We start from the raw sequence: 22,139 nt of genomic DNA on the forward strand, positions 1-22,139 counted from the left end.
GCTTATGCAGACGACATTTCGTTCGGTATTTATTTCTGATGTACACCTCGGCACAAAATCCTGCCAATCCATACACTTATTGGATTTTTTGCAGACAATTAAAACAGATACCCTGTATCTCGTTGGTGACATTATCGACCTACAAGAAATGCGTCATCGCGCTTACTTTATCGATACTCATCATCAGGTTGTCGAGCGCATACTAGAGATGGCAAAGTCTGGCACTAAAGTCATTTATATTCCTGGAAATCACGACGCCTTCTTTCGTCAATTTGCTGGACAGACGCTTTCTGGAATTGACATAAAACTCAACGCTCGTCATAAAAGCGCAAACGGTCGCACCTTCCATGTCAGCCATGGAGATGAGTTCGATCAAATGGTGAAAATCAGCCCACTCATGCTTGCCATAGGCGACAAAGCTCACGGCTTAATGTTATCCCTTAATCAATGGATAAACGGCGTCAGACGCTTTTTCGGCTTACCTTATTGGTCATTGGCAGGCTATTTAAAAAGCCACATCAGCAAAGCAAAAGAATTTATCGAACGCTTTGAAACCGCCGCACTAAAATCCGCCAAAAACCAAAAAGTCGACGGCTACATCTGCGGCCACATTCACTTCGCCTCTTTTCAACTCAAAGACGATGTTCTGTATTGCAACGACGGAGACTGGGTTGAACACTGCACAGCATTAACCGAATCCGCCGCAGGGGAAATGAGCCTAATACATTGGTCGGAAAACCCAAGAATCTTAGCGACAGAACCAAAAGAAGAAGCTTGGGGATTATCGCCACTGCCAGCTAGGAGTTAGGAAGAAAGGGAAAGTAAAAAGGCCAGATATTATTGTCGATGACCATAAGCCCTTGATTCCCGCCTTCGCGGGAATGACGTGTTTGATACGCTAACGTACTGAAAACCTCACTCTTCCGCCCCCCATTTGGTTTAGGTCGTGTAGTCGGCAGTCTCTACCTTGGTAGGCGATCTGTGCGAGTAGTAGTTCTGCGGTGGCTAAGGCGTCGGTTAAGGCGTCGTGTCCTTGGTATTCTGGTAAGCCGTAGCGTTCTCGGCAGGCGCCGAGGCGAAAGCCGCCGTCTTGGATGGGTTGCTGGGATCGGTTGGCTTTGGTGCGTTCAATAGCAAGTGTGTCTAGCCAGCTAGCCGAGAATGTCGGTAAGCTTTCGGTTTGCCAAGCTTGTTTTAAAAATCCCAACTCCATTGGCGCGTGATGCATCACTAAGACGCGTTCGCGTAGTAGGTGCCGTAAGTAACGCAACACGCTTTCTTGCTTCTTCCCCTGCTGCTGAACATCTGAATCGGTAATCATGTGAATGCCGACGTTGTCACCAATTTGCGCGCTATCCAATACAATGTGTCTTGCTGTATCCAATGCGATCGCGCCATTATGAATACAAACCCAACCAAAGCTGACGATATGATCTTGTTTCGCGTCTAGCCCAGAGGTTTCGATGTCTAGCACGAGATAATCCCATTCAGACCACGCTTTTTTAAGTGATTGACGTGAAATATGCCAAGCATTCAGTTTGTGAAAAAGGTCAAACGACATCTAACTATAACCCCTTAAAAAACGCTGCTGCGCCACGTCTTGTACATCGTTGATGATGCTAAAAGTGGTTTTCAGGTGTTTGCGCTCTAATGAACTCAAGTCTTTCGGATCCAAATACGCACTGGCTTTACCGGTTGCTTGCCAATGTCGTCCTTGGGCTTCCAAACGCAGACCATTAAGTTTGTCCCAAGCGTCCATCAAATTTCGAGCAGTATCGACACTGATAAGTTTTTCACGAATGGCTTGCTCAATTCGATCCAAGGTGCCTGCCCGATAAACCTTACATGACAAGCCATACAAACGCGCTAGATCGTTAATTAAAGCCAAGCCTTGGTGCTTTAGATCAAGCTGGTTTTTATGCTCACCAGAGGATTCCAATACAAAATGTCGAAAAAAGCCCAGTGGCGGTTTACTTGCCAACGCGGTGCGCGTCAAGGTGGCTAAAAATACACTGTTTTTGCTCACCTCTAACTGCATGGCTTTAATCAGGTCATTCACCGCATCGCCTTGCTTGCTTCCCGAATCATACACACAACGAATGTCGAAAAAGATGCTCGCGTGAAGCAAGGCACTAGGCGCGCTGCTTTTGATCCAAGTGGAAAAGGCTTGCTGCCAACCAGACGTTGTTCTTCGCCATTCAGGATTACTCGCCATGATGTCACCAGGACAAAGGCGAATACCACAAAGCGCCAAGCCTTGGCAGATAAATTCGGATAAATCGGCAAAGTATTGGCTTTCTTCTGAATTTGGCTCACGCTCTAACATCAGACCATTATCTTGGTCACTGCCTAACGATTGATCACGTCGCGCTTGTGAACCAAATACCAGAAATTGGAATGCCATCGGCGCTTTGCCCAATTTATCCAGCGCCAGCTCAATGACACGACGCGTCAGATTATCACTGACAGTCGCCAGTACTTTGCCCACATCAGCGGGTTTCATATCGGTCACAATCAAATTGATAATCAAGGTCGGCCATTGTTTGCAAACGCGAGCCAAATCTTCAATCGATTGCTGACGATGAATTTGATTGATCAATAACAAAGGGCTCAGTTCTTGATGTCGCAACAAATCGGCGGCGGTTAACATGCCGACGGCTCTTTGTTCTTCATCGACAATAGGCAAATGGTGAATATTACTTTCGCTCATCAGAGTCTGTGCCTGCATCACCAAGGCATCAGGTCTCAAATTAATAGGCGCTCGTGTCATTACCTCTTTTACTAATGAATCTGCCGAGCCGCCAAGGGCTAAAATACGCGAGCGCAAATCTCGATCCGTGACGATGCCAGAAAGCTTGTCGCCCTCTACCACTAATATGGAACTCACTCGCGCTTCGGTCATGCGCATGGCAATCGCCTGAACTGTTTCTTCAGGCGTCGCTAGAATCAGCTGCCGTGTCATTATGTGCGAAACAGGTGTCGAAAGTTGCAAGGCGGGAGACGCCATTTCGTTACTTTGGCTACGAGATAGTTTGCGTAGACGATTGAGTTGAGTGTGCTCAAAAAACAACCCAAAGGCTTCGCTCTTTTCCAAGGTTTCCATAAAGCGCTTCTTATCGAAGCGGTATACTAAGCTGTCTTCCATGGCGACCACTTGTAAACCATCCGGGTTTTGCGCCATCACACTGGACACGCCAAAACATTCACCATCAGCAATTTGATCCACCAGCCCACCTTTTGGTGTGCGAATTTCGCAAGCACCACGACGAATTAAATGCACAGTAGCGGCCTCGCCTTTCAACACTAAGGTCTGACCTTGCCGCACATACAGCATAGAAACGCCCGTCAGCAATTGCTTACGTTCAAGTAAACTTAAGCTGGAAAAAGGCGGAGTAGCTTCAATAAATTTATGTACTTCAGGAATGTCGATCGCAGCCATTTTATTATTCTCGCTGATGTGCGTTTATTGACGGAATAGTCGTCTATCGATTCAAAAGAGTGTGCGCTTTTATCATAGACAACAAAATGCTTCTTAGACCAATGTCTAAAACAAACTATTCGCTTATCTTCGCCCAGCAAAGGCTAACAAGGCACAAAAAGATCCCCTTACATATCAATCATCTATAATTAACTCAGAATTTTATCTAGAAATGGACTTGACTAGATTTAAATGTTATCGGTAACATTGCCGCCTTAGTTACCGGTAACATCAGCAAAAGCACTGTTCCTAAAAACTGTTATTAAAAAAATAATCAACGGGAAGCGATATCATGAGTAAATTCAGCACTACGCTAATGACCGCCACTATGGCTGGCATTCTATCTACGTCTGCAATCGCAGCGGACTACAATTTCAAGTTCCAATCCTCTGATCCAGCGGGCGACAAAAACTTCCAAGTTCAAAAAGAATGGACGAAACGCGTCGAAACGATGACGGGCGGCCGTGTTCATATCGAGTTACTTCCTGTTGGCAGTATTTTCAAACACACTGAAACGCTAGACGGCATCAAAATGGGCATCCTAGATGGCCATATTACGGCTACCGAGTTTTTCTCTGGTAAAGATCCAGCATTCGGCCTAATTGGTAACACAGTAGGTGCTTGGTCTAATACTCAACAACTTCTGCAATACGTTAATTACGGTGGCGGTTACGAGCTAATGAATGAACTGTACGCTCCTTACGGCGTGAAGTTCATTGGTGGTTCTACAACAGGTGTTGAATCGTTGGTTTCTCGTGTTCCACTGGACAGCGTTGCCGATCTGAAAGGTCTAAAACTTCGCGCTCCTGAAGGCTTGGTTCAACGCGTATTTGCAGCCGCAGGCGCAGCACCAGTTAACCTACCGGGTTCTGAAGTATTCACCGGTCTTAGCAAAGGCGTTATCGACGCAGCCGACTACACTGTTTTCTCAACGAACCAGAAAGCTGGCATGAACGACATTGCAACACACCCAGTTCAGCCTGGTTTCCACTCTTTGCCATTGATTGATATTTCAATGAACAAGAAAAAATGGGACAAGCTACCTGCGGATATCCAATCTATCCTAACGGTTTCTGTTCGTGACTTTGCGGAAGACATGACAACTCAGTTACGTATTGCGGACCAAGCAGCGGTAAAAGCAGCGCAAGCGGATCCGAACATTACGATTCACGATTGGTCTGCGGAAGAACGTAAAAAATTCCGTGCGATTGCTCGTACACAGTGGGAAGAGTTTGCTAAAAGTTCAGACAATGCTCAGAAAGTGTACGACTCTATTACGACTTACCTAGAAGCGAATGGCCTTCTTTAAGCTCTCCTAGAAGCCTTTTAAAACTGCAAAACAGGCGCACTGCATTCCTATTGCATCTGCGCCTGCTTTTCATTGGATCATGATCATGAAAGACGAAATTCATCCAGACACTCTCGATAGTTCAGAACAACCAAGAAACGGTCTAGATCGTGTGATTTTCAAGTTTGGAAATCTCATCAGCTTGCTGTTTGTTTTTACGGTTGCCATTTCATTTTATGAAGTACTGATGCGCTATGTATTTAACGCCCCAACCATTTGGGTACACGAAACGGCCTCTTTCTTAGGAGGATGTTTGTTTGTCTATGGCGGCATTTACGCTTTATCCATCAATAAGCACGTTCGAGTGGTGCTCATCTACGATATTGTTTCTGATCGAACACGTCGCTGGCTGAATGTTTTTCATCACCTAATGGGGCTTTTGTTTTCTGGCCTACTTAGCTGGGCGGCTTATCAAATGGTGCAGGATTCATGGTTCACACCTTTTGGCGATATCCGTTTAGAAACCTCTGGATCCGCTTGGAACCCTGCTTTCCCAGCCTTGGTAAAAGGCATGATATTCATGACGCTTTGTATCATGTTTGTGCAGTTCTCTTTGCACTTAATACAAGAATTAAATGGCTTAAGGAAACGCAAAGATGTTTGATTTATCCGCTATGGGCATAGGCTACGGCAGCCTTCTCATGCTCGGTTCAATGATTTTATTACTACTAACGGGCATGCAATTAGCTTTTGTTACCGCGTTAGTCGCACTTGTTTTTGCTATTGGTTGGTTTGGCGTGGGCGCGTTGCCTTTAATCACCAGCCGTTTGTACAGTTTTGTTGGCAGCTATGTCTTTCTAGCCGTCCCCATGTTTGTTCTCATGGCGGCTCTACTAGATAGGTCGGGGATCGCCCGAGACCTGTTCGATGCCATGAAAGTCTTTGGCCGCAAACTTCGCGGTGGCGTGGCTGTACAAACGCTTTTGGTTGCTATTGTTCTAGCCTCTATGTCTGGCGTGATCGGTGGTGAAACTGTGTTGCTTGGTATCTTGGCCTTGCCGCAAATGTTGCGCCTTGGTTACAACCGCAAACTGGCCATTGGTGTTACCTGTGCTGGCGGTGCGTTGGGCACCATGTTGCCACCAAGTATCGTCTTGATTATCTATGGCTTAACCGCCAGCGTGTCTATTGGCGACTTATTTAAAGCGGCGTTTTTACCTGCGTTTATTCTTGCCTTCGCTTACATGGCATATGTGCTGATCATTTGTCGTCTTAACCCAGAATACGCCCCCTTGCCAAGCGACGAAGAGCTGGCAACGGACAATGACGTTAACTATTTCAAAGCCCTACTCTTCCCGTTACTTACGGTAATGATGGTGCTTGGTAGTATTTATACTGGTGTGGCGTCTGTAACTGAAGCCTCTGCATTAGGTGTGGTGGGTATCCTGATCAGTGCGGCGATTCGTGGCGAACTGAATTTCGCCATGCTAATAGACAGCGCCAAAGCCACCATGAGCACCTGTGGCATGATCATTTGGATCGGTATTGGTGCCACTGCATTGGTTGGCGTTTACAACCTAATGGGCGGTATCAGTTTCGTTGAAGAAACCATTCTTGCCCTAAGTGGTGGCAGCGTGATGGGCACCATTATGATCATGATGGTGATCTTGCTGGTCTTAGGTATGTTCTTGGATTGGGTTGGTGTCGCGCTATTAACTATGCCAATTTTCGTCCCTATTATCATCGGCCTTGGCTTGGATCCGATCTGGTTTGGTGTGGTGTTCTGTTTGAACATGCAGGTGTCTTTCTTATCTCCTCCGTTTGGTCCTGCGGCGTTTTACCTTAAATCTGTGGCACCAAAAGACATTAGTCTGGGCGAAATATTCAGCTCTCTCATGCCTTTCATTGGCTTACAAGTTTTGGTTCTTGCATTGGTCATTTTCTTCCCTGAGCTGGCCCTTTGGTGGAAATAACCCATTGAGACCATGCCGTTCAACACGGCTTTTTGAACGACACAGCCTTGCTGAAAACAGCAAGGCGATAAGGACTTAAGAAGATGACAAAGAAAATTGTAGTATTAGGCGTATCAGGTTCAGGTAAATCCTTGATCGGTAAAAGCATCGCTGACGAACTTGGCTACCCATTTTTTGATGGCGATGATTTTCATAGCCAAGCAAACGTTGACAAAATGCGTCAGGGCACACCGCTTACTGATGACGACCGTAAAGACTGGTTGGCGACTCTAAACACTATCTTGATCGACAATCCAACGGCGGTCATAGCCTGTTCAGGGTTGAAGCCAGAATATCGCGCCATGCTGCGCAAGGGTTTAGACGATGTCGCCATGATCTATCTAAAAGGCAGTATCGATACTATTTGGCAACGCCATCAAAAGCGAGACGGTCATTATTTTAATGGTCGTGAAATGCTAGAGAGCCAGTTTGCCACCTTGGTTGAACCAACAGACGAAGAAGCTCTGGTGATCGACATTTCTCAAGATGCCGACCAAGTATTAAAAGAAGCACTGACGCTTTTGGCCAATCAGTAAAGATCTAAGAGGCGTAATAATACAATTGCGCCTCTTCATTATAAGTAAGCGCTTACTGCCAATTTAAAACCTGCAATAGTTAGTATCTACCTAAAAAAACATCGACTTTTTCTTTCTCGCCATGAACGGCTTATGATAATGTTACCTGTAACAAAACATGGATGCGTCATTGGTATGAAAAGCTCAGATATAAAAAGCCCCAGCATGAAAAACAAACGACCGACGTTACAAGATGTTGCTGACCTAGTCGGTGTGACGAAAATGACAGTAAGCCGTTTTCTGAGAAACCCCGATCAAGTCTCCGTACCTTTACAGACAAAAATCGCCGACGCATTAGAAGAACTGGGTTATATTCCTAATCGAGCACCCGATATTTTATCTAAGTCAAAAAGCCATGCGATTGGTGTTTTGCTGCCTTCTTTAACCAACCAGGTCTTTGCAGAAGTCATTCGTGGCATCGAATCCATTGTAGAGCCTGCTGGTTATCAAACCATGCTAGCTCACTATGGTTACAGCAAAGAAGCGGAAGAAGCACGCATCGCCACACTCTTGTCTTATAACGTGGATGGTTTGATCATTTCTGAAAGCTATCACACAGAACGCGTTAGAAAGATGCTTGCTGTCGCTGGCATTCCTGTCATTGAAATCATGGACTCTGTTTCTCCTCCCATCGAGCAAGCCATCGGCATAGACAACGAAGCCGCCGCTTATGCAATGACGGATTTCATGATCAAACGAGGACGCAAGAAAATCGTTTACTTCGCAGCGCGAATGGACCAACGGACTCTGTTTAAAATTAAAGGCTACGAAACCGCCATGCATGACAATGGATTAACGCCTTTGTGCTTAAAAACCAATAGCGCGTCTTCCTTCACCCTTGGGGCCACTTTTCTACACGATGCCCTGCAGCAGCAACCCGACACCGACGGCATATTTTGCACCAACGATGACTTGGCAATTGGTGCGCTGTACGCTTGCCAAAAAGCGGGCATCAAGATTCCACAAGACATCAGTATTGCGGGCTTCCACGGTCATGATATTTCTCGCGCTATGGTGCCTAGGCTGGCGACCGTTATCACACCTCGTGAAGAAATGGGACGCCTTGCTGCCGAACATCTTTTGTCACGCCTGCAGGGGAATCCCGTCTCTCAAACCATTATTGATTTGCCCTTTCAAATAGAAGCTGGCGAAAGTGTTTAATCATTAGGCAATGAGAAAAAGCGTCAAAACTCATTATTTAGAAGAAAACACTTAACACTGAAATGAGAAGTGTTATTATTATCGAAATTTTTAATGATAAAGACATACTCTCATGAAACGCTTGACCTATCTTGTCTTAACCGCTCTTTCTCTCTGCCTATGCTCACTGGCTCAAGCCGTCACGGTAGCAGACAGTAAAGGTACCTTTAGTATCGATTACGTTCCGCAGCGCATTGTTGTATTGGAGTTTTCTTTTGTCGATGCATTGGCCGCCGTTGGCGTCAGCCCTGTCGGTATCGCGGATGACAAAGACTCTAACCGCATACTCAAAGAAATTCGTGATGAGATTGGCGATTGGGCATCGGTTGGTACGCGCTCACAGCCTAGTCTTGAAACCATTTCTTCGCTCAAGCCAGATCTCATCATTGCCGATATTTCCCGCCATGAAGGCGTATATGCTGATCTACAAAAAATAGCCCCCACCTTGATTCTGCCTTCACGCCGAGCCACCTATGAAGAAAACCTTCAAGCCACGGCCATTATTGGTAAAGCCATAGGCAAAGACAAAGAAATGCAAGCGCGCCTGAAGAAACATGACGAAGTGATGGCTGAACTAGCGGCCCAATTACCAAAGGGCAAAGAAGTGCAATTTGGTGTTGCCCGTGATGATGCCTTATTTCTTCACACAGCAGATTCCTACGCTGGCGGCGTGATTCGAGCCTTAGGCTTAAAAAATGCCAATACAGGCCGCAGCGACGATGCTTATCGTCAAACTAGCCTAGAGCAACTACTCACGGTCAACCCAGATTACTTTATCGTCGGCAATTACGTAACGCCCAGCATCGTCGATAAATGGAAAAGTGAGCCGCTTTGGTCAATCTTAAAAGCCGCTAAGAATCACCATATTTATGCGGTTAATCCTAATACCTGGTCCCGTTGCCGCGGCATTATTTCAGCCGAAACCATGGGGCAAGATCTAATCAAGGTCTTCAACGCGAAAAAATGATCTCGTTACGGCCTTCTTTTTTTGTACAGTGCCTATTGCTACTGCTGCTTCTGTTTGCCTGTTCATGGATCAGCTTATTTAGCTGGTCCGTTATTACCGTCACGCCAGCGGATGCTCTGCACGCCTTATACAATATGAATCAGGACAGCATTGCCCAGCATATTGTTCATGATTTAAGGCTGCCTAGAGTACTCGTTGGCATCATGGTTGGTGCTAATCTCGCGGCGGCTGGCGTCATCATGCAGGGCCTAACACAAAACCCACTCGCTTCTCCGTCTGTACTTGGCATTAACGCTGGCGCAGCACTTGGAATGGCAAGTGTTTCCACGATCGCCCCTTGGTTTGGTTTACTCGGTAGTTCAATCGCCGCCATTATCGGTGGCGGCATTGCCTGGGCATTCGTTATGTTGCTTGGCAGCGCATGGCGCGGCGGCAATGAACACGGTAGGTTAGTATTGGCTGGCGTCGCTATTTCCGCTTTATGTGCCGCCCTAACCAAGGCCGTGATTATCATTGCAGAAGACCAAGCCGCCGGTGTACTGACTTGGCTCGCGGGTAGTTTGACCGATGCCAGATGGCAAACCTTCGATTCCCTATGGCCTGTCTGCCTTGTTGGTTTATTAGGTGCCATGCTGATTGCCCCTACACTGAATCTATTACAGCTTGGCGATGACAATGCGCGAAACCTTGGTGTATCGCTGATGTGGGTAAAATTAGGCGGTAGCTTTCTCGTCTTGTTATTAGTCGGGAGCGCCATCAGCAGCGTCGGCGCAATTGGCTTTGTCGGATTACTAGTGCCGCATATGGCACGAATGCTCGCAGGGCAAGATCATCGTAAATTCTTGCCGATCGCTATGATAATGGGCGCCTGCTTGGTTGTCTTATCAGATACGGTAAGTAGAGGCATTATCTACCCTGCAGAAACACCGGCTGGCGCTATTTTGGCCTTGATCGGCGCGCCGTTTTTCATCTACCTCGTCCGTAAGAGAACCTTATAATGGCCACGCGCTCGCTGCCTTTTTTAGTACTTGCCATGATAGGACTGCTGATCGCTAATCTCATGTTTGGTGCGGTTTCCATTCCTTTCAAACAGATTTTAGATGGCCTACAAACCGGTAACGAACACCACTTCACCATTCATGAATATCGCTTACCGCGTACCATTCTTGCTATGTTAGTCGGTGCCATGATGGCGCTGGCAGGCGCCTTGGTTCAAGGAGTAATTCGTAACCCTCTGGCGTCACCAGATGTACTGGGTGTTAGCCATGGCGCTGGATTGGCCGCTGTGTTCTATATGACTTTTTTTCCCAATGCCGATATTAGTTGGCTGCCTGCGGTCGCCCTAGTCGGCAGTTTGGTGGCAGCGTTAATGTTGTGGTGGTTGTGCGGCTCACATAGCAGCACCATAAAACTGGCCATTACGGGTGTGGCATTAGCAGCCTTATACGCCAGTTGTATCGACTTTCTGATGCTGGTTAAACCACTGGAAATCAACAACGCTTTGTTGTGGCTAACAGGCAGTTTATGGGGACGTGGCTGGAATCAGCTTGCTATGTTATTGCCTTGGCTGCTGTTGATTCCCTTTGCTCTTTGGCTTGCTAAACCTTTAAACCTAATTCACCTTGGCGATGACAGCGCGATCAGCCTGGGGATAAAAGCAAACAAACTGCGATTAGCTTCCTTGGCCCTTGCTGTTGGGCTGACGGCATCTTGTGTAGCGATTTGCGGCCCTATTGGTTTTCTTGGTTTGGTTGCGCCTCATCTCACTCGCAAGTTGGTTGGCGGTCGCCATCAAATCCTTTTGCCTGCCACCATGTTGGTAGGCGCAATTTTGTTGCTGCTTGCTGATCTTGTGGCTCGCACTATTGATCCACCAATTGAATTACCTGCCGGTATTATGACCGCTATTATTGGCGCGCCATATTTTCTTTGGCTACTCCTTAGGACGAAATGATTTATGTCTCTTAGCACTCATAACTTATCTGTTGGCTACCATGATAAAGCCATTGTAAAACAGGTCGACCTAAACATTCCCGCAGGGAAAATCATCGCCTTACTTGGCCCAAATGGCTGCGGTAAATCCACTTTGCTAAAAGCCATGGCACGTATTCTTTCTCCAATGGATGGCCAAGTTCATTGGCAAGGTCAAAATCTTCACAACATCGCATCTAAAAAGCTGGCACAGCAACTCGCTTTATTGCCACAAACCCAACCGATTCCAGAAGGAATCAAAGTAAAAGATTTGGTTGCCTATGGTCGCAGTCCATACACGGGATTTTGGGGACGAATTAATAAAGAAGATCACGAAATTATCGCTCAAGTAATGCAGGAAACTGGCATTACCGAGCTTGCAGAGCAGCTGGTCAGTGAGCTTTCTGGCGGTCAACGTCAGCGTGTTTGGCTTGCCATGACGTTAGCACAAGACACTCCGTATTTATTGCTGGATGAACCAACTACTTATATGGATTTGAGCCACCAAGTAGAGCTGATGCATTTGTTGCGCAAATTAAATTTACAAGGCAAAACCATCATCATGGTACTCCATGATATCAACCAAGCGGCACGTTATTGCGACCATTTAATCGTAATGAAACAAGGCAAAATCATCACCCAAGGTGCGCCAGATTCAGTGCTTACTCAGCAACTTTTGAAAGAGGTCTTTTCATTGAATGCACAGATTCACCAAGACCCAATAGCCCAAACGCCTATGTGTGTGGTGGAGTAATGATAAAACTAATCGCTTAGTGAGGTGTGTTCTTTGGGCAACAGGGCAAACGCCTCATCTTGTGTAATCACAGTCGCATATTCACCGTGCAAGTTCGCCAATGACATGGCGTGCACTTCATCTGCGCTGCGTGACTGACCGAAAAAATCTTCTTTCTCAAACGCAAAACACGCACTACCCACTACATAGGTTTTAAAGCCTAAATTGCCTGCGCTTCTTACCGTCGACTCAACAGAGTTATTTGTGCTCACTCCTACAACCAACAAGGTGTGCAAGTTTTCTGATCGTAGCCACTCTTCTAAGTCCGAATAGATAAAGGCATCAGGAACGGACTTTTCAATGACTTTCTCATCCGCTAAAGGTTGAAAGGCGTCCTGAAAGAGAGCACCATCTTGGTCTGGCCAAAACAGAGATTCGGGCTCTGTCGATAAATGACGCACATGGACTATTGGTGCGTGGATAGAGCGCCAATGTGCCAGCAACTCCGCGATCTCGTGCTCCGCATTAGGGTTATTTCGTTCGCCAGCTTGTGGCCAAGACATACCTTGCTGCATATCAATGATCATCAATACGGCTGACTTTTCCATCGCTCTTTCCTCTAAGACTGTCCCGTGTTTCTAACCTGCTTTATCGCTTTTGTTATCTGTGTGATTTTCTAATTCAGACAATCGCTTATTTTGATAATGCAACTTAACGAAAAGCACCACCAGCGTCATAAGCAACAAAAAGGTCAAATTGCCTAAGAAATTAACCCTGTATTCCAATGATTTCACATTGGTTATTTTAGTCGATAAGGATTGATAATCGCCCAAAGAGGCGGTAGATAATTGCAGAATAGCAACACTTCGCTCAAGTTCAAATACTTTCTGGGCAAGCTCTTTGGGGTCTTCCGACACACTCTTTTCCGCCATAGTAAAAGACGCAAAACTGCTCAAAAATAGGCAGAACAACACTCGATATAACATGAGAACCTCTAAAATAGCGACCAATAGTCTGTTCTATCATAGCGGCATCAGTCACCTAATAGCCAGATGAAACCTGAGTAAATCTCAGACTCTCCACCTAGCAGAAGACTTAAACTCTAAAAATAGAAATACTTCGATTCAATGATTCCGCTTGATCAGCAATAGCTTTACTTGCTTGGGAATTCAAGGCTACCGATTCTGAAGTGTCTTCCGTGATTTCACGGATGGTATCGACGTTTTTACTGATCTCATTCGCTGCTATCGTTTGTTGTTCAATAGCCGTGGATACAGACTCTGCCATACCGGAGATTTCTTCCACATCGAGAATAATTTGCTCAAGCACAACACCTGTCGTCGCGGCTTCATCACGACTTAATACCCCATCCTGACGGCAATTTTCCATCAGCGTCACGATACCTTTGGTTCGCTCTTGTAAAGTAACAATAATGTCTGAAATCTCCTCCGTCGCAGTATGAGTACGGCTTGCCAAGGCACGAACCTCATCGGCAACAACGGCAAAACCTCGTCCTTGCTCACCGGCTCTCGCGGCTTCAATCGCAGCATTAAGCGCCAGCAAGTTAGTCTGCTCGGCAATACCTTGAATAACGCTTAACACAGTGCCAATACTTTCGCTTTCTTTGGCTAATTCGCTGACGGTTTCGACCGAGCCTTCAAGACTATCTGAAAGCTGGCGAATACGATTAATGGCCGAATTCACTTGAGATTGACCTTTTCGCGCGCTTTCTTGTGTAGATCGAGCCTTCGTGGCAGCCATTTCCATACTGCGTGAAATATCTTCCACGGTACCGACCATTTCAGTAACAGATACCGCAACCATGTCCGTTTCTGAGCGCTGCTTCTGAGCATCGTCTGATGTTCTTGCCGCATTTTGTGACAACTGAACGGTTGTCGTATTCATTTCTTGTACGGTGAGGTTTGCGTTAGCAATCACTCGGCTAAAATCGGCCAACATATCGTTGATACTGGCAGCAACAAAGCCAATTTCATCTTTCGCGGGTAAATCAACGCGCAAACTTATATTGTGAGTTGTTTGAATGTCTCGCATGGTTGATTGAATGGTGTTCAATGCTGAGTTAATCGTGCGGTTAATAATCCACCCCACAAACACTCCCGCAATAATGATCACGCCACAAAGAATGGTTGTCATCATCATGGCAAAAGATGTTTTTTCCTGAATAACAGAGGTTAATTGAGCTTCAAGTGAATCGAGTGCGGTTTCCGTTTGATGAATCGATTCCCGCATCGCCAATAATAGTCCTTCTTTACTGTTCAAGCCTAAAGCTTTTCTGCCTTCTGCATATTGATTAAAACCTGTTCGGTACTGTTCAGAAAGAGACACCAACAATTCAACTTTATCTGCCGGTAATGAACCACTGCGTAGATTGCTCGCTAACTGATCTAGTGTTTTGTTAAAAGAGGCAATGTATTTAGGATTATGACGCAGCATAAAATCTTTTTCATGTCGACGAAGCTGTAACATGGTCACCAACAAAGCATCCTGATTCAGAGCAGACAATTCACTCTCAATATTATGCACAGCGCCACGTAGTTCGCCCTGCAACCCAGTCTCTGGCGTTAACCCTAATGCTGTCGAAGCAGATACCACCGAGGCAAAATCAGCCTGATATTCTTTGAAATAGTCGGTGAGTTCCAACAAAATACCAGTATCAATGGCAAACTCATTCATCACGTTTTCAAGTAATGTTTGATCCGCGAAAAGCGAAGACATTGTCTGGTTGAATTTTGTTTCATAGGAAAGGTCGAGGCGAGCGAGAAAATCTTTCTCATTACGACGCAATGTCAGCATATTGACTTGTTGGTGTACGACAAGATTCTTAGCGTAATTTAGCTTTTCTAGATTGTTCTGGGTGTTGTAAAAAAGCCCTAACATGGCAACTAAGGCAACAACCAATAGCACGGTATTTAAAATTAACTTATGTTTAATAAGCACAGGAGGCTCCTATTATTCAATGTAAAACACTCCCTTACTTACAGAGAAGAACCCTTGTGCACGATACAGATCACACAGGTCTCTAAAACTAAATCCATCTATCTGCATAGTAATTCATTAGATCCGTAATAGCTGCAAAGCACACAATTCCATAATAAACGTCACAGTAAGTAACAAAGCTAGCTGAGGTTTGTTACAGAAAAACGTCCATTCATAAAAATCGAGTGAAAGATGTTTTCAGAAAATCCAGCAGCAAACGCAACTTTTTAGACTCTGCAGTCCCTGGAGGAAAAACCGCGTAAACATCAATTCCTGTACAGTGATAATCCGGCAAAATTCGCTCTAAACGCCCATTAGCGATACGTGGCTGCGCGTCGTACATGGGAATTCGGCCAATACCATTTCCCCCTTCTAAAAAGATGGTTCTTGCTGCGGCATTATTGGTGCTCACCGCACCTTGTACAGACAAACTAAAGGATTTGGAACCCTGACTTAAATGCACTGTATTGGCCGCTGGCGTATAGACCACCCAATCATGATCGTATAACTCTTCTGGCTTGGTAGGCTTACCGCGACGTCTAAAATACTCTGGCGAGCCACATAAACACGTTTCAAAGGTCTTCAGCTTGCTGGCTTGCAACCCAGAATCTAATAAGGGCGCACCTCGAATAGCCAGATCAATGCCATCTTTGATGATATTAACCACTTCATCACTTAGGGAAACATTCAATTCGATTAACGGATAAAGTTGTCGAAATTCGTTCAGTGCAGGAACAATAACTTGCAAGCCTAAATTCACTGGGCAGGTAATTTTTAACTTACCAACGGGCTCTTGTTTGGCTTTTTCTATTTGCTGATTGGCTTCATGGGCCTGAAAAGCAATGGCTCGGCAACGCTGATAATAAGCGTCACCGGTTTCGGTCAATGACAAAGATCGAGTAGTACGATTAAGCAGTTTTACACCCAGCTGTTCTTCTAATTTCTTTAGGTGATAACTCACCACGCCGCGGGAAATCCCCATGAATTTGGCGGCCGCAGTTAAACTGCCTTGCTCCACTACTTGGGCAAACACCACCATACTCTTTAACTGCTCAAACGAAACTTCCATCGTGACGACTCTTTTTCTATAGATAATGGATAGGACAGCAATTGTATCAATTATTAAACCAATGAAGTCAAAAACCTACTCATTATGTTTATTAGATAAATTAGATACACTAATCACAAGTTAACAAATCAACTCATTGAAAAACTCAGGAGTCACTTATGAGCAATAAAAAAATTCTAGTCGTACTTACTTCCCACTCTGATTTGGGCGACACAGGCCATAAAACAGGCTTTTGGGTAGAAGAGTTCGCAGCACCTTATTACGCATTTATTGATGCTGGCGCTGAAGTAACAGTCGCCACACCAAAAGGCGGCCAAGCACCAATCGATCCAAATAGTACCGCGCCAGACGCGCAAACGGATGCGACAAAACGTTTCTACGATGACCAAGCTGCGCAAGACGTGATTGCTAACACTGTAAAGTTGAGTGATATGAAACAAGACGATTTCGACGCTATCTTCTATCCAGGCGGCCACGGCCCACTTTGGGATTTGACTGAAAATGAAGAGTCAATTGCCTTGATCGAGAGCTTCATCGCAGCGAATAAGCCAATCTCTTCTGTTTGTCACGCACCAAGCGCTTTCTTGAATATTAAAGACGCTGATGGAGAGTACTTCATCAAGGGTAAAACCGTGACAGGTTTCACCAACAGCGAAGAAGCGGCGGTTCAATTAACCGAAATTGTGCCTTTCTTGCTAGAAGATGAAATGAAAAAACGCGGTGCAGATTACAAAAACACGGCGGACTGGACACCTTTCGCAGTGCAAGATGGCTTGATGATCACAGGTCAAAACCCTGCAAGTTCTGAATTGGTTGCTGAAAAACTATTGGCTCAACTGGCTAAATAAGCGCCTATCATCATAAGCACTAAAAAAACCCGCCTCAAGGAAACTTGAGGTGGGTTTTCTCGTTCTGGTTGCGCGATATTAAAAAGTGACTATATGGCGTAATCAAACACGATAATGTCTTCTAAAATCGGCCCTAGTTGCGCTTTTAATACTTCGTGTTCTGGGTGAGGAATATAAGCATCTCGTGCGGCTTCATCCACAAAGGTCATAAACACACAATGAGTATACTCTTTATTGCGCCCTTCAGGACTGTTATTTAGCCCCCATTCCACCGATTCAATGCCATCGATTTTGTCTTTAATCGCATCGAAATTAGCTAAAGACGTTGCAATATCAGTAGCTGAGGCTTGCTCTTTATACTGAATAAACAATACATGTCGAATCATAAAGACTCCTGTTTGAATAAATGATTGAGCAAAATCATACTCCGCTCTTACCACTAAAAACACGCGAATCATCAACAATCCTTAAAAGGTCAATTTTGTTCAATACTTAGAACTCCTAAGAAACGATATTGAGCATCTTTCGATTACTTTATAGGAACTCCTGATGACTCTCTCCTTAATTACTTCTATGTCTTTATTTGCCTTGGCGGCGTCTTTGTCACCAGGGCCGGTGAACCTTGTCTCGCTGAGTGGCAGCGCCCGCTATGGCATTAAAACAGGGCTTATTTTTGTAACGGGAGCGACACTCGGCTTTATTGTGCTGTTTTTGCTGATTGGCTTTGGGCTGCATTATTTAATTGATCAATTAAGCTGGATCACCCAAGTGTTGCAATGGTTAGGCATCGCTTTTCTACTGTACTTGAGTTATCAGATATTCACTGACAATGGCGAGCTGAACTCGGACAAACACAAGCACGCACCAACCTTTATGACAGGTGCCATTATGCAATGGCTTAATCCAAAAGCGTGGCTGGCTTCGTTGTCTGGTATTGCGGCCTATATTCCCAATGCCGAAGTGACGGAAGTGATGATCTTTGCCAGCCTGTATTTGCCAATCTGTTGGCTATCTTTAGGCGTTTGGGTGTGGATAGGAAAAATACTCGGGCAATATTTTCAAAGCCCAGCCAAGATGCGCTTGATGAACAAAACCTTGGCGACATTACTGGCAGGCAGTTGTGTGTTGATCCTTGTCTAACCAACCTTCACAAAGCAGAAATCGAACGCCGATACTGATCTGGCGTTGCCGCGACGCGCTGTTTAAACACGCGCTGAAAATGTGCTTGATCGCTAAAGCCAATCGTCTGAGCGACGTCCGCAATCGCTTGACCCTGCTTCAACGCTTGCTGACCCAATTGAATGCGACGATTTAAACGATAAGCGTGTGGCGTCATATTAAAATGACGCTTAAACGCACGAACTAAATAACCCGTACTGAAACCAAATTCAGCACTAATTTGCTCGATCGAAGTATCGTGCAAACAGTATTGATTCAAATAATCCGCCACTTGATATAAGTTATTTGCAGGCAAAGCAGTGGAAGATGGGATGCTATTCGCATCCAACTCAGTGAACAAGTCTACCAGCATCGCTTCCAGCCTTTGATTTTTATCTAAAGGCGAAAGGTTTGCAGTCATTAGAGATTCACATACTTCCACAAACGCCTGATACGTCTGAGCTGACAATAAAGTATCACTCAAAGTATCTTGCCAAGTTTGCGCTTCTCTAATGCCATGAGCAAACAATAAAGACGCTAGCCAGTCTTTGTCTAGATGCATCATGTAGTAAGCCCAAGGAGAATCTTGACGAGGATTACAGGCATGAACCACATCAGGGTTCATTATCACTAAAGCCCCCCGCTCAACCGCGTGTAAACGATCCGCACAGAGAAATTCACTTTGACCTTGCAGAATAGCACCAATGGACCATTCTTGATGAGAATGTGGTGCGTAGGTAACATTTCTTCCGTCCAACACTTGGCGAAGCTCCACATAAGGCAAGCTCGGATCGCGCCAGAAAATCGGATGGGTAGAAGGTGTCATCTTGTCGTCCTATCAAGCTGTTTAGGTCATACTTTACGGTAAGCAGCTGAAACGGAACGTGTCATCTAGCGCTTTCGGTAGCACCAAGGTGCTAAATTGTAAGCGTTTAGATTGCTTACATACGCTATTTCGCTCTGATTCATCGTCCACATAAATACGGCGATATTCCGTATTCAACACAGGCTTACCGGCTTTTATAAAGCTGGAGTAAGAGCGACATTCGGAGTATTCAAAACATTGCTCTGTAATGGCAAAGTCAAAATCGCTGCTCAGTGCCCGCGCCTGATCAGGGTCGTTTTTCAAACCAATTGCCAAACCTCGACTGTGCGCCTCTGCCGCTAAAAAGCGATTATAATCTAACTGATCATTGGCTCGAAACGAAAACCCCGTATTCGTTCGATAGCTGTCTAGGTTATCTGGCTCAACACCGTCACACCCTTTTGAGACGGCTAGATCAAGACGACGAGTCATGACCTCTCGCACGTCGCTAGAGCGAATCTCTAACCAACGCTCGTTGTCCCAACCACTCAGGGTTTTGCCTAAATCTTTGGTGGCAAAATCGACCGCGTCTGGACGCCAATCCTCGTAAGAACCTGCGGAGAAATAACAAATAACTTTTTTGCCGGATGCTTGCAGACGCTGAATCAGTTCAACAGAGGAATCAAATAAATCAATGTCATATAAATCCACGTCATAACCTTCGTTAACGACGCCGTCGAGCTGCCATTGCCAGGTCACGGAAACCGGTGGACGATACCAATTATCCGCCGCATAAACAGAAGGAACGACAGCCGAAAGAAAAAGGCAAAAAGCAGAGACTGGAAAAAGTAGCGCGCGCATAGTGAACTCCATATGCTCAAAAGGCTAGAAAGGCTAAAAAGCCCACGACAGGTCCTGCCGTAATCTATCACTCTACTCTGTTATGCCAATAAAAGCTTACAATCTAAAAAATCATTCTCCCTCAATCGATAGTTTAAAACACCTAATCAATCAACTGCTTAGCTAAAGCGTATTTTATTAAACCTGCCGAGGTATGAATGTCCAACTTGTTTTTTACATTTTGACGATGGGTTTCAACGGTTCTAACACTGATATCTAAAGAGTGAGCAATTTCTTTATTAGATAAACCTGCCGCTAGCGCTTTTAATACTGCGGTTTCACGCTTGGTTAAATCTTCATTTTCTTTTGGAGAAGGAGACGTAGGCGAAAATAAAGAGTCTGACGCACCAGAACTAAAATACGTACCGCTTTGGCATACTGTATTAATCGCTTGTACCAACTCTTCTGACGATACATCTTTCAATACATAACCATTCGCGCCAGACTGAATAAGGGACAAAATATATTCCTTGTCATTATGCATACTGAGCATCAGGATTTTGACATCAGGCTGCTCCGCCTTGAAACGCTTAGTCGCCTCTAATCCGTTTAATATCGGCATTGATACATCCATGAGAACCAAGTCAGGCAGAGTTTCTTTGGCTCGTTCTAAGGCGTCCAAGCCGTTGGATGCGGTGGCAATAATGTCGATATTACCTTCCAGCTCCAAGCGCGCTTGCAGGCCATCCAATACCAGCATGTGATCATCCACTAAGAGAACACGAATTTTTTTGGTCATTGTTTTAACTCTTCACTTACTGGTTAAAGACGTTGTTCAAGGGGCAATAGCGCTCGCACCGTCGTGCCTTTATCACGTTGCGACTCCAATATAAAATCACCACCAATCAATTCGATTCGCTCACGCATATTGATCAAACCAATACCTGAAGACAGGCCTGATTTTTTCGAGATGCCTTTGCCGTCATCCAAACACTCAAACACTACATGTCTATATGACTGCAAGACTTGTAGCGAGATATTGCTCGCGTGAGCGTGCTTTTCAATATTTGTTAACGACTCTTGAGTAAGGCGATAAATTGTAATTTCGATCTCATCAGGTAACTTAGCTGCCACGTCAAAACGATACACCACCTGGATGCCTGTTCGCTCCATAAACTGGTCGATCAAGGCTTGTAAAGCTGTGTCTAAACCTAAATCGTCTAATAAAGTAGGTCTTAAATTATGAGAAATCTGCCGTACTTCATTGATGGTTTGATTAATTAAATCTTCGGCTTTTTCTAACTCCTGATGAATCACCTCTTGTTCGTATCCGCGATCTAGCTTGTTTTCCGCTAATTCAATCCGAAACTTACAACTCACCAATAATTGATTAATGCCATCATGAAGCTCACGAGAAAAGCCCCGTCTTTCACTCACTTGCAAGCGCATAAAACGTTGCGCCAGTTCCTTTAGCCTTGAGTCCGCCAATTTATGTTCATGGAGATTAATCGCCAAACCTAACAAGATAACCAGAACCACAGTCACCACAACCACTTCAATGACGGTAAAAAAGCTGCGCTGTATATTCTCATTCATCGTTGCTTTGGTTTTCGCTAATTCAGCGTAGACGTCATCTAGATACAACCCTGTCCCCATCATCCAATCCCATCTGTCGATGGCAAGCACATAACCCAACTTATCTTCTTGCTTCATCAGTGGCGGCTTCTCCCAAATATATCTGTGATAACCTCTACCTGCTTGAGCGGCACGGATTAAACCTTGAATGAGGAAGTTTCCTGAACGGTCCTGAAAATCCCATAAGTTTTTACCGACAAAATCTGGCTGCGTTGGATGAACTAAATTCACCCCAGACATTTCATAAGCGAAAAAATACCCATCATCCTCATAACTTAATCCCGCTAAAATCTTCTTCACCCGATCCTGCGCTTCCGCATCGTCTAATTCGGTATTTTCCAATATGGGGCGAATCGCAGACATGGCAATATTAACGTGGTTTTTTAACGCCTGTTTCTTGGCATTAACCAAGTTAAATTCATAAATAGATAATTCTTGTGAGGCTAAATCACGGGCAGACTGAAAGCCCAGATAAGTAATAATAGCGGTCGCCACAATCAGTGGCGCGACAGCAAGAAGAATAACTTTACTTTTTAATCCCACGGAAAAAGACCTTTTTTATT

Annotated in this window: 23 protein-coding genes; 12 read left to right on the forward strand and 11 right to left on the reverse strand. The window is 45.1% G+C overall.

Annotation, left to right across the window (positions count from 1 at the left end; genetic code table 11):
• Window positions 1-4: 4 nt before the first annotated feature.
• Window positions 5-808 (forward strand): UDP-2,3-diacylglucosamine diphosphatase, encoded by an 804-nt coding sequence (locus C1X04_RS16280; protein WP_137170506.1) that lies wholly within the window; start codon window positions 5-7, stop codon window positions 806-808.
• Window positions 809-898: 90 nt separating this feature from the next.
• Here the strand turns inward: C1X04_RS16280 and C1X04_RS16285 are convergent, their stop codons facing one another.
• Both C1X04_RS16285 and C1X04_RS16290 read right to left on the reverse strand, forming a co-directional pair.
• A complete protein-coding gene (locus tag C1X04_RS16285; RefSeq protein WP_110576717.1) occupies window positions 899-1,561 on the reverse strand; it encodes a 3'-5' exonuclease in 663 nt (220 codons plus the stop codon).
• Window positions 1,562-3,439, reverse strand: a complete 1,878-nt coding sequence (locus tag C1X04_RS16290; RefSeq protein ID WP_137170507.1) for a DUF294 nucleotidyltransferase-like domain-containing protein — start codon at window positions 3,437-3,439, stop codon at window positions 1,562-1,564.
• A 331-nt stretch (window positions 3,440-3,770) separates the two neighbouring features.
• Here C1X04_RS16290 and C1X04_RS16295 point away from each other — a divergent pair, with 331 nt between their 5' ends.
• The 9 genes from C1X04_RS16295 to fecE all read left to right on the forward strand — a co-directional run bounded on the left by C1X04_RS16295 (window position 3,771) and on the right by fecE (window position 12,245).
• The gene (locus C1X04_RS16295; RefSeq protein WP_110576719.1) at window positions 3,771-4,787 is read left to right on the forward strand and encodes a TRAP transporter substrate-binding protein; all 1,017 of its coding nucleotides are present in this window, start codon (window positions 3,771-3,773) and stop codon (window positions 4,785-4,787) included.
• 85 nt (window positions 4,788-4,872) lie between these two features.
• Window positions 4,873-5,430 carry a TRAP transporter small permease subunit gene (locus C1X04_RS16300; protein ID WP_175404964.1) on the forward strand — a complete coding sequence of 186 codons (558 nt, stop codon included), beginning with the start codon at window positions 4,873-4,875 and terminating at the stop codon, window positions 5,428-5,430.
• Window positions 5,423-6,739, forward strand: coding sequence for a TRAP transporter large permease subunit (locus C1X04_RS16305; protein ID WP_110576721.1), 1,317 nt, complete (start codon window positions 5,423-5,425; stop codon window positions 6,737-6,739). Before C1X04_RS16300 ends, C1X04_RS16305 begins: the two co-directional genes overlap by 8 nt.
• An 83-nt stretch (window positions 6,740-6,822) precedes the next feature.
• Entirely contained in the window at window positions 6,823-7,314 is a 492-nt protein-coding gene (locus tag C1X04_RS16310; protein WP_110576722.1) for a gluconokinase, read from the forward strand.
• A gap of 204 nt (window positions 7,315-7,518) precedes the next feature.
• Window positions 7,519-8,514, forward strand: a complete 996-nt coding sequence (gene gntR / locus C1X04_RS16315; protein WP_217494977.1) for a gluconate operon transcriptional repressor GntR — start codon at window positions 7,519-7,521, stop codon at window positions 8,512-8,514.
• 112 nt (window positions 8,515-8,626) lie between these two features.
• Window positions 8,627-9,520, forward strand: coding sequence for a Fe(3+) dicitrate ABC transporter substrate-binding protein (locus C1X04_RS16320; protein WP_137170509.1), 894 nt, complete (start codon window positions 8,627-8,629; stop codon window positions 9,518-9,520).
• A complete protein-coding gene (locus tag C1X04_RS16325; protein WP_137170510.1) occupies window positions 9,517-10,518 on the forward strand; it encodes an iron chelate uptake ABC transporter family permease subunit in 1,002 nt (333 codons plus the stop codon). Before C1X04_RS16320 ends, C1X04_RS16325 begins: the two co-directional genes overlap by 4 nt.
• Window positions 10,518-11,474, forward strand: coding sequence for a Fe(3+) dicitrate ABC transporter permease subunit FecD (gene fecD / locus C1X04_RS16330; protein ID WP_137170511.1), 957 nt, complete (start codon window positions 10,518-10,520; stop codon window positions 11,472-11,474). The genes C1X04_RS16325 and fecD overlap by 1 nt, the downstream gene beginning before the upstream one ends.
• Before the next feature lie 3 nt (window positions 11,475-11,477).
• Window positions 11,478-12,245, forward strand: coding sequence for a Fe(3+) dicitrate ABC transporter ATP-binding protein FecE (gene fecE, locus C1X04_RS16335; RefSeq protein WP_137170512.1), 768 nt, complete (start codon window positions 11,478-11,480; stop codon window positions 12,243-12,245).
• Window positions 12,246-12,253: 8 nt separating this feature from the next.
• On the opposite strand, the gene C1X04_RS16340 is transcribed toward fecE, so the two are convergent.
• The 4 genes from C1X04_RS16340 to C1X04_RS16355 all read right to left on the reverse strand — a co-directional run bounded on the left by C1X04_RS16340 (window position 12,254) and on the right by C1X04_RS16355 (window position 16,290).
• On the reverse strand, window positions 12,254-12,832 hold the full coding sequence (locus C1X04_RS16340; protein ID WP_110576728.1) for a cysteine hydrolase family protein: 579 nt from the start codon (window positions 12,830-12,832) through the stop codon (window positions 12,254-12,256).
• Window positions 12,833-12,862: 30 nt separating this feature from the next.
• Window positions 12,863-13,210 carry a hypothetical protein gene (locus C1X04_RS16345; protein WP_110576729.1) on the reverse strand — a complete coding sequence of 116 codons (348 nt, stop codon included), beginning with the start codon at window positions 13,208-13,210 and terminating at the stop codon, window positions 12,863-12,865.
• 109 nt (window positions 13,211-13,319) lie between these two features.
• Window positions 13,320-15,182: a methyl-accepting chemotaxis protein gene (locus C1X04_RS18520; RefSeq protein WP_110576730.1), complete on the reverse strand. Its 1,863-nt coding sequence runs from the start codon at window positions 15,180-15,182 to the stop codon at window positions 13,320-13,322.
• A gap of 211 nt (window positions 15,183-15,393) precedes the next feature.
• Window positions 15,394-16,290 (reverse strand): LysR family transcriptional regulator, encoded by an 897-nt coding sequence (locus C1X04_RS16355; RefSeq protein ID WP_110576731.1) that lies wholly within the window; start codon window positions 16,288-16,290, stop codon window positions 15,394-15,396.
• Window positions 16,291-16,448: 158 nt separating this feature from the next.
• On the opposite strand from C1X04_RS16355, the gene C1X04_RS16360 reads away from it, so the two are divergent.
• Window positions 16,449-17,138: a type 1 glutamine amidotransferase domain-containing protein gene (locus C1X04_RS16360; RefSeq protein WP_110576732.1), complete on the forward strand. Its 690-nt coding sequence runs from the start codon at window positions 16,449-16,451 to the stop codon at window positions 17,136-17,138.
• A gap of 89 nt (window positions 17,139-17,227) precedes the next feature.
• Here the strand turns inward: C1X04_RS16360 and C1X04_RS16365 are convergent, their stop codons facing one another.
• Complete coding sequence (locus C1X04_RS16365) at window positions 17,228-17,524, reverse strand: Dabb family protein (RefSeq protein ID WP_110576748.1); 297 nt, start codon at window positions 17,522-17,524, stop codon at window positions 17,228-17,230.
• Between the two features lie 163 nt (window positions 17,525-17,687).
• Between C1X04_RS16365 and C1X04_RS16370 the strand changes: the two genes are divergently transcribed.
• Window positions 17,688-18,278: a LysE family translocator gene (locus C1X04_RS16370; protein ID WP_110576733.1), complete on the forward strand. Its 591-nt coding sequence runs from the start codon at window positions 17,688-17,690 to the stop codon at window positions 18,276-18,278.
• Window positions 18,279-18,285: 7 nt separating this feature from the next.
• Here the strand turns inward: C1X04_RS16370 and C1X04_RS16375 are convergent, their stop codons facing one another.
• The 4 genes from C1X04_RS16375 to C1X04_RS16390 form a co-directional block, all read right to left on the reverse strand.
• Entirely contained in the window at window positions 18,286-19,122 is an 837-nt protein-coding gene (locus C1X04_RS16375) for an AraC family transcriptional regulator (protein WP_110576734.1), read from the reverse strand.
• A 33-nt stretch (window positions 19,123-19,155) separates the two neighbouring features.
• The gene (locus C1X04_RS16380; RefSeq protein ID WP_110576735.1) at window positions 19,156-19,962 is read right to left on the reverse strand and encodes an endo alpha-1,4 polygalactosaminidase; all 807 of its coding nucleotides are present in this window, start codon (window positions 19,960-19,962) and stop codon (window positions 19,156-19,158) included.
• Window positions 19,963-20,104: 142 nt separating this feature from the next.
• Complete coding sequence (locus C1X04_RS16385; protein ID WP_110576736.1) at window positions 20,105-20,740, reverse strand: response regulator transcription factor; 636 nt, start codon at window positions 20,738-20,740, stop codon at window positions 20,105-20,107.
• 23 nt (window positions 20,741-20,763) lie between these two features.
• Entirely contained in the window at window positions 20,764-22,119 is a 1,356-nt protein-coding gene (locus C1X04_RS16390) for a cache domain-containing protein (RefSeq protein ID WP_137170513.1), read from the reverse strand.
• Window positions 22,120-22,139 lie beyond the last annotated feature (20 nt).

The organism is Marinomonas sp. FW-1 (assembly GCF_005222245.1).
Lineage (GTDB): Bacteria > Pseudomonadota > Gammaproteobacteria > Pseudomonadales > Marinomonadaceae > Marinomonas > Marinomonas alcarazii.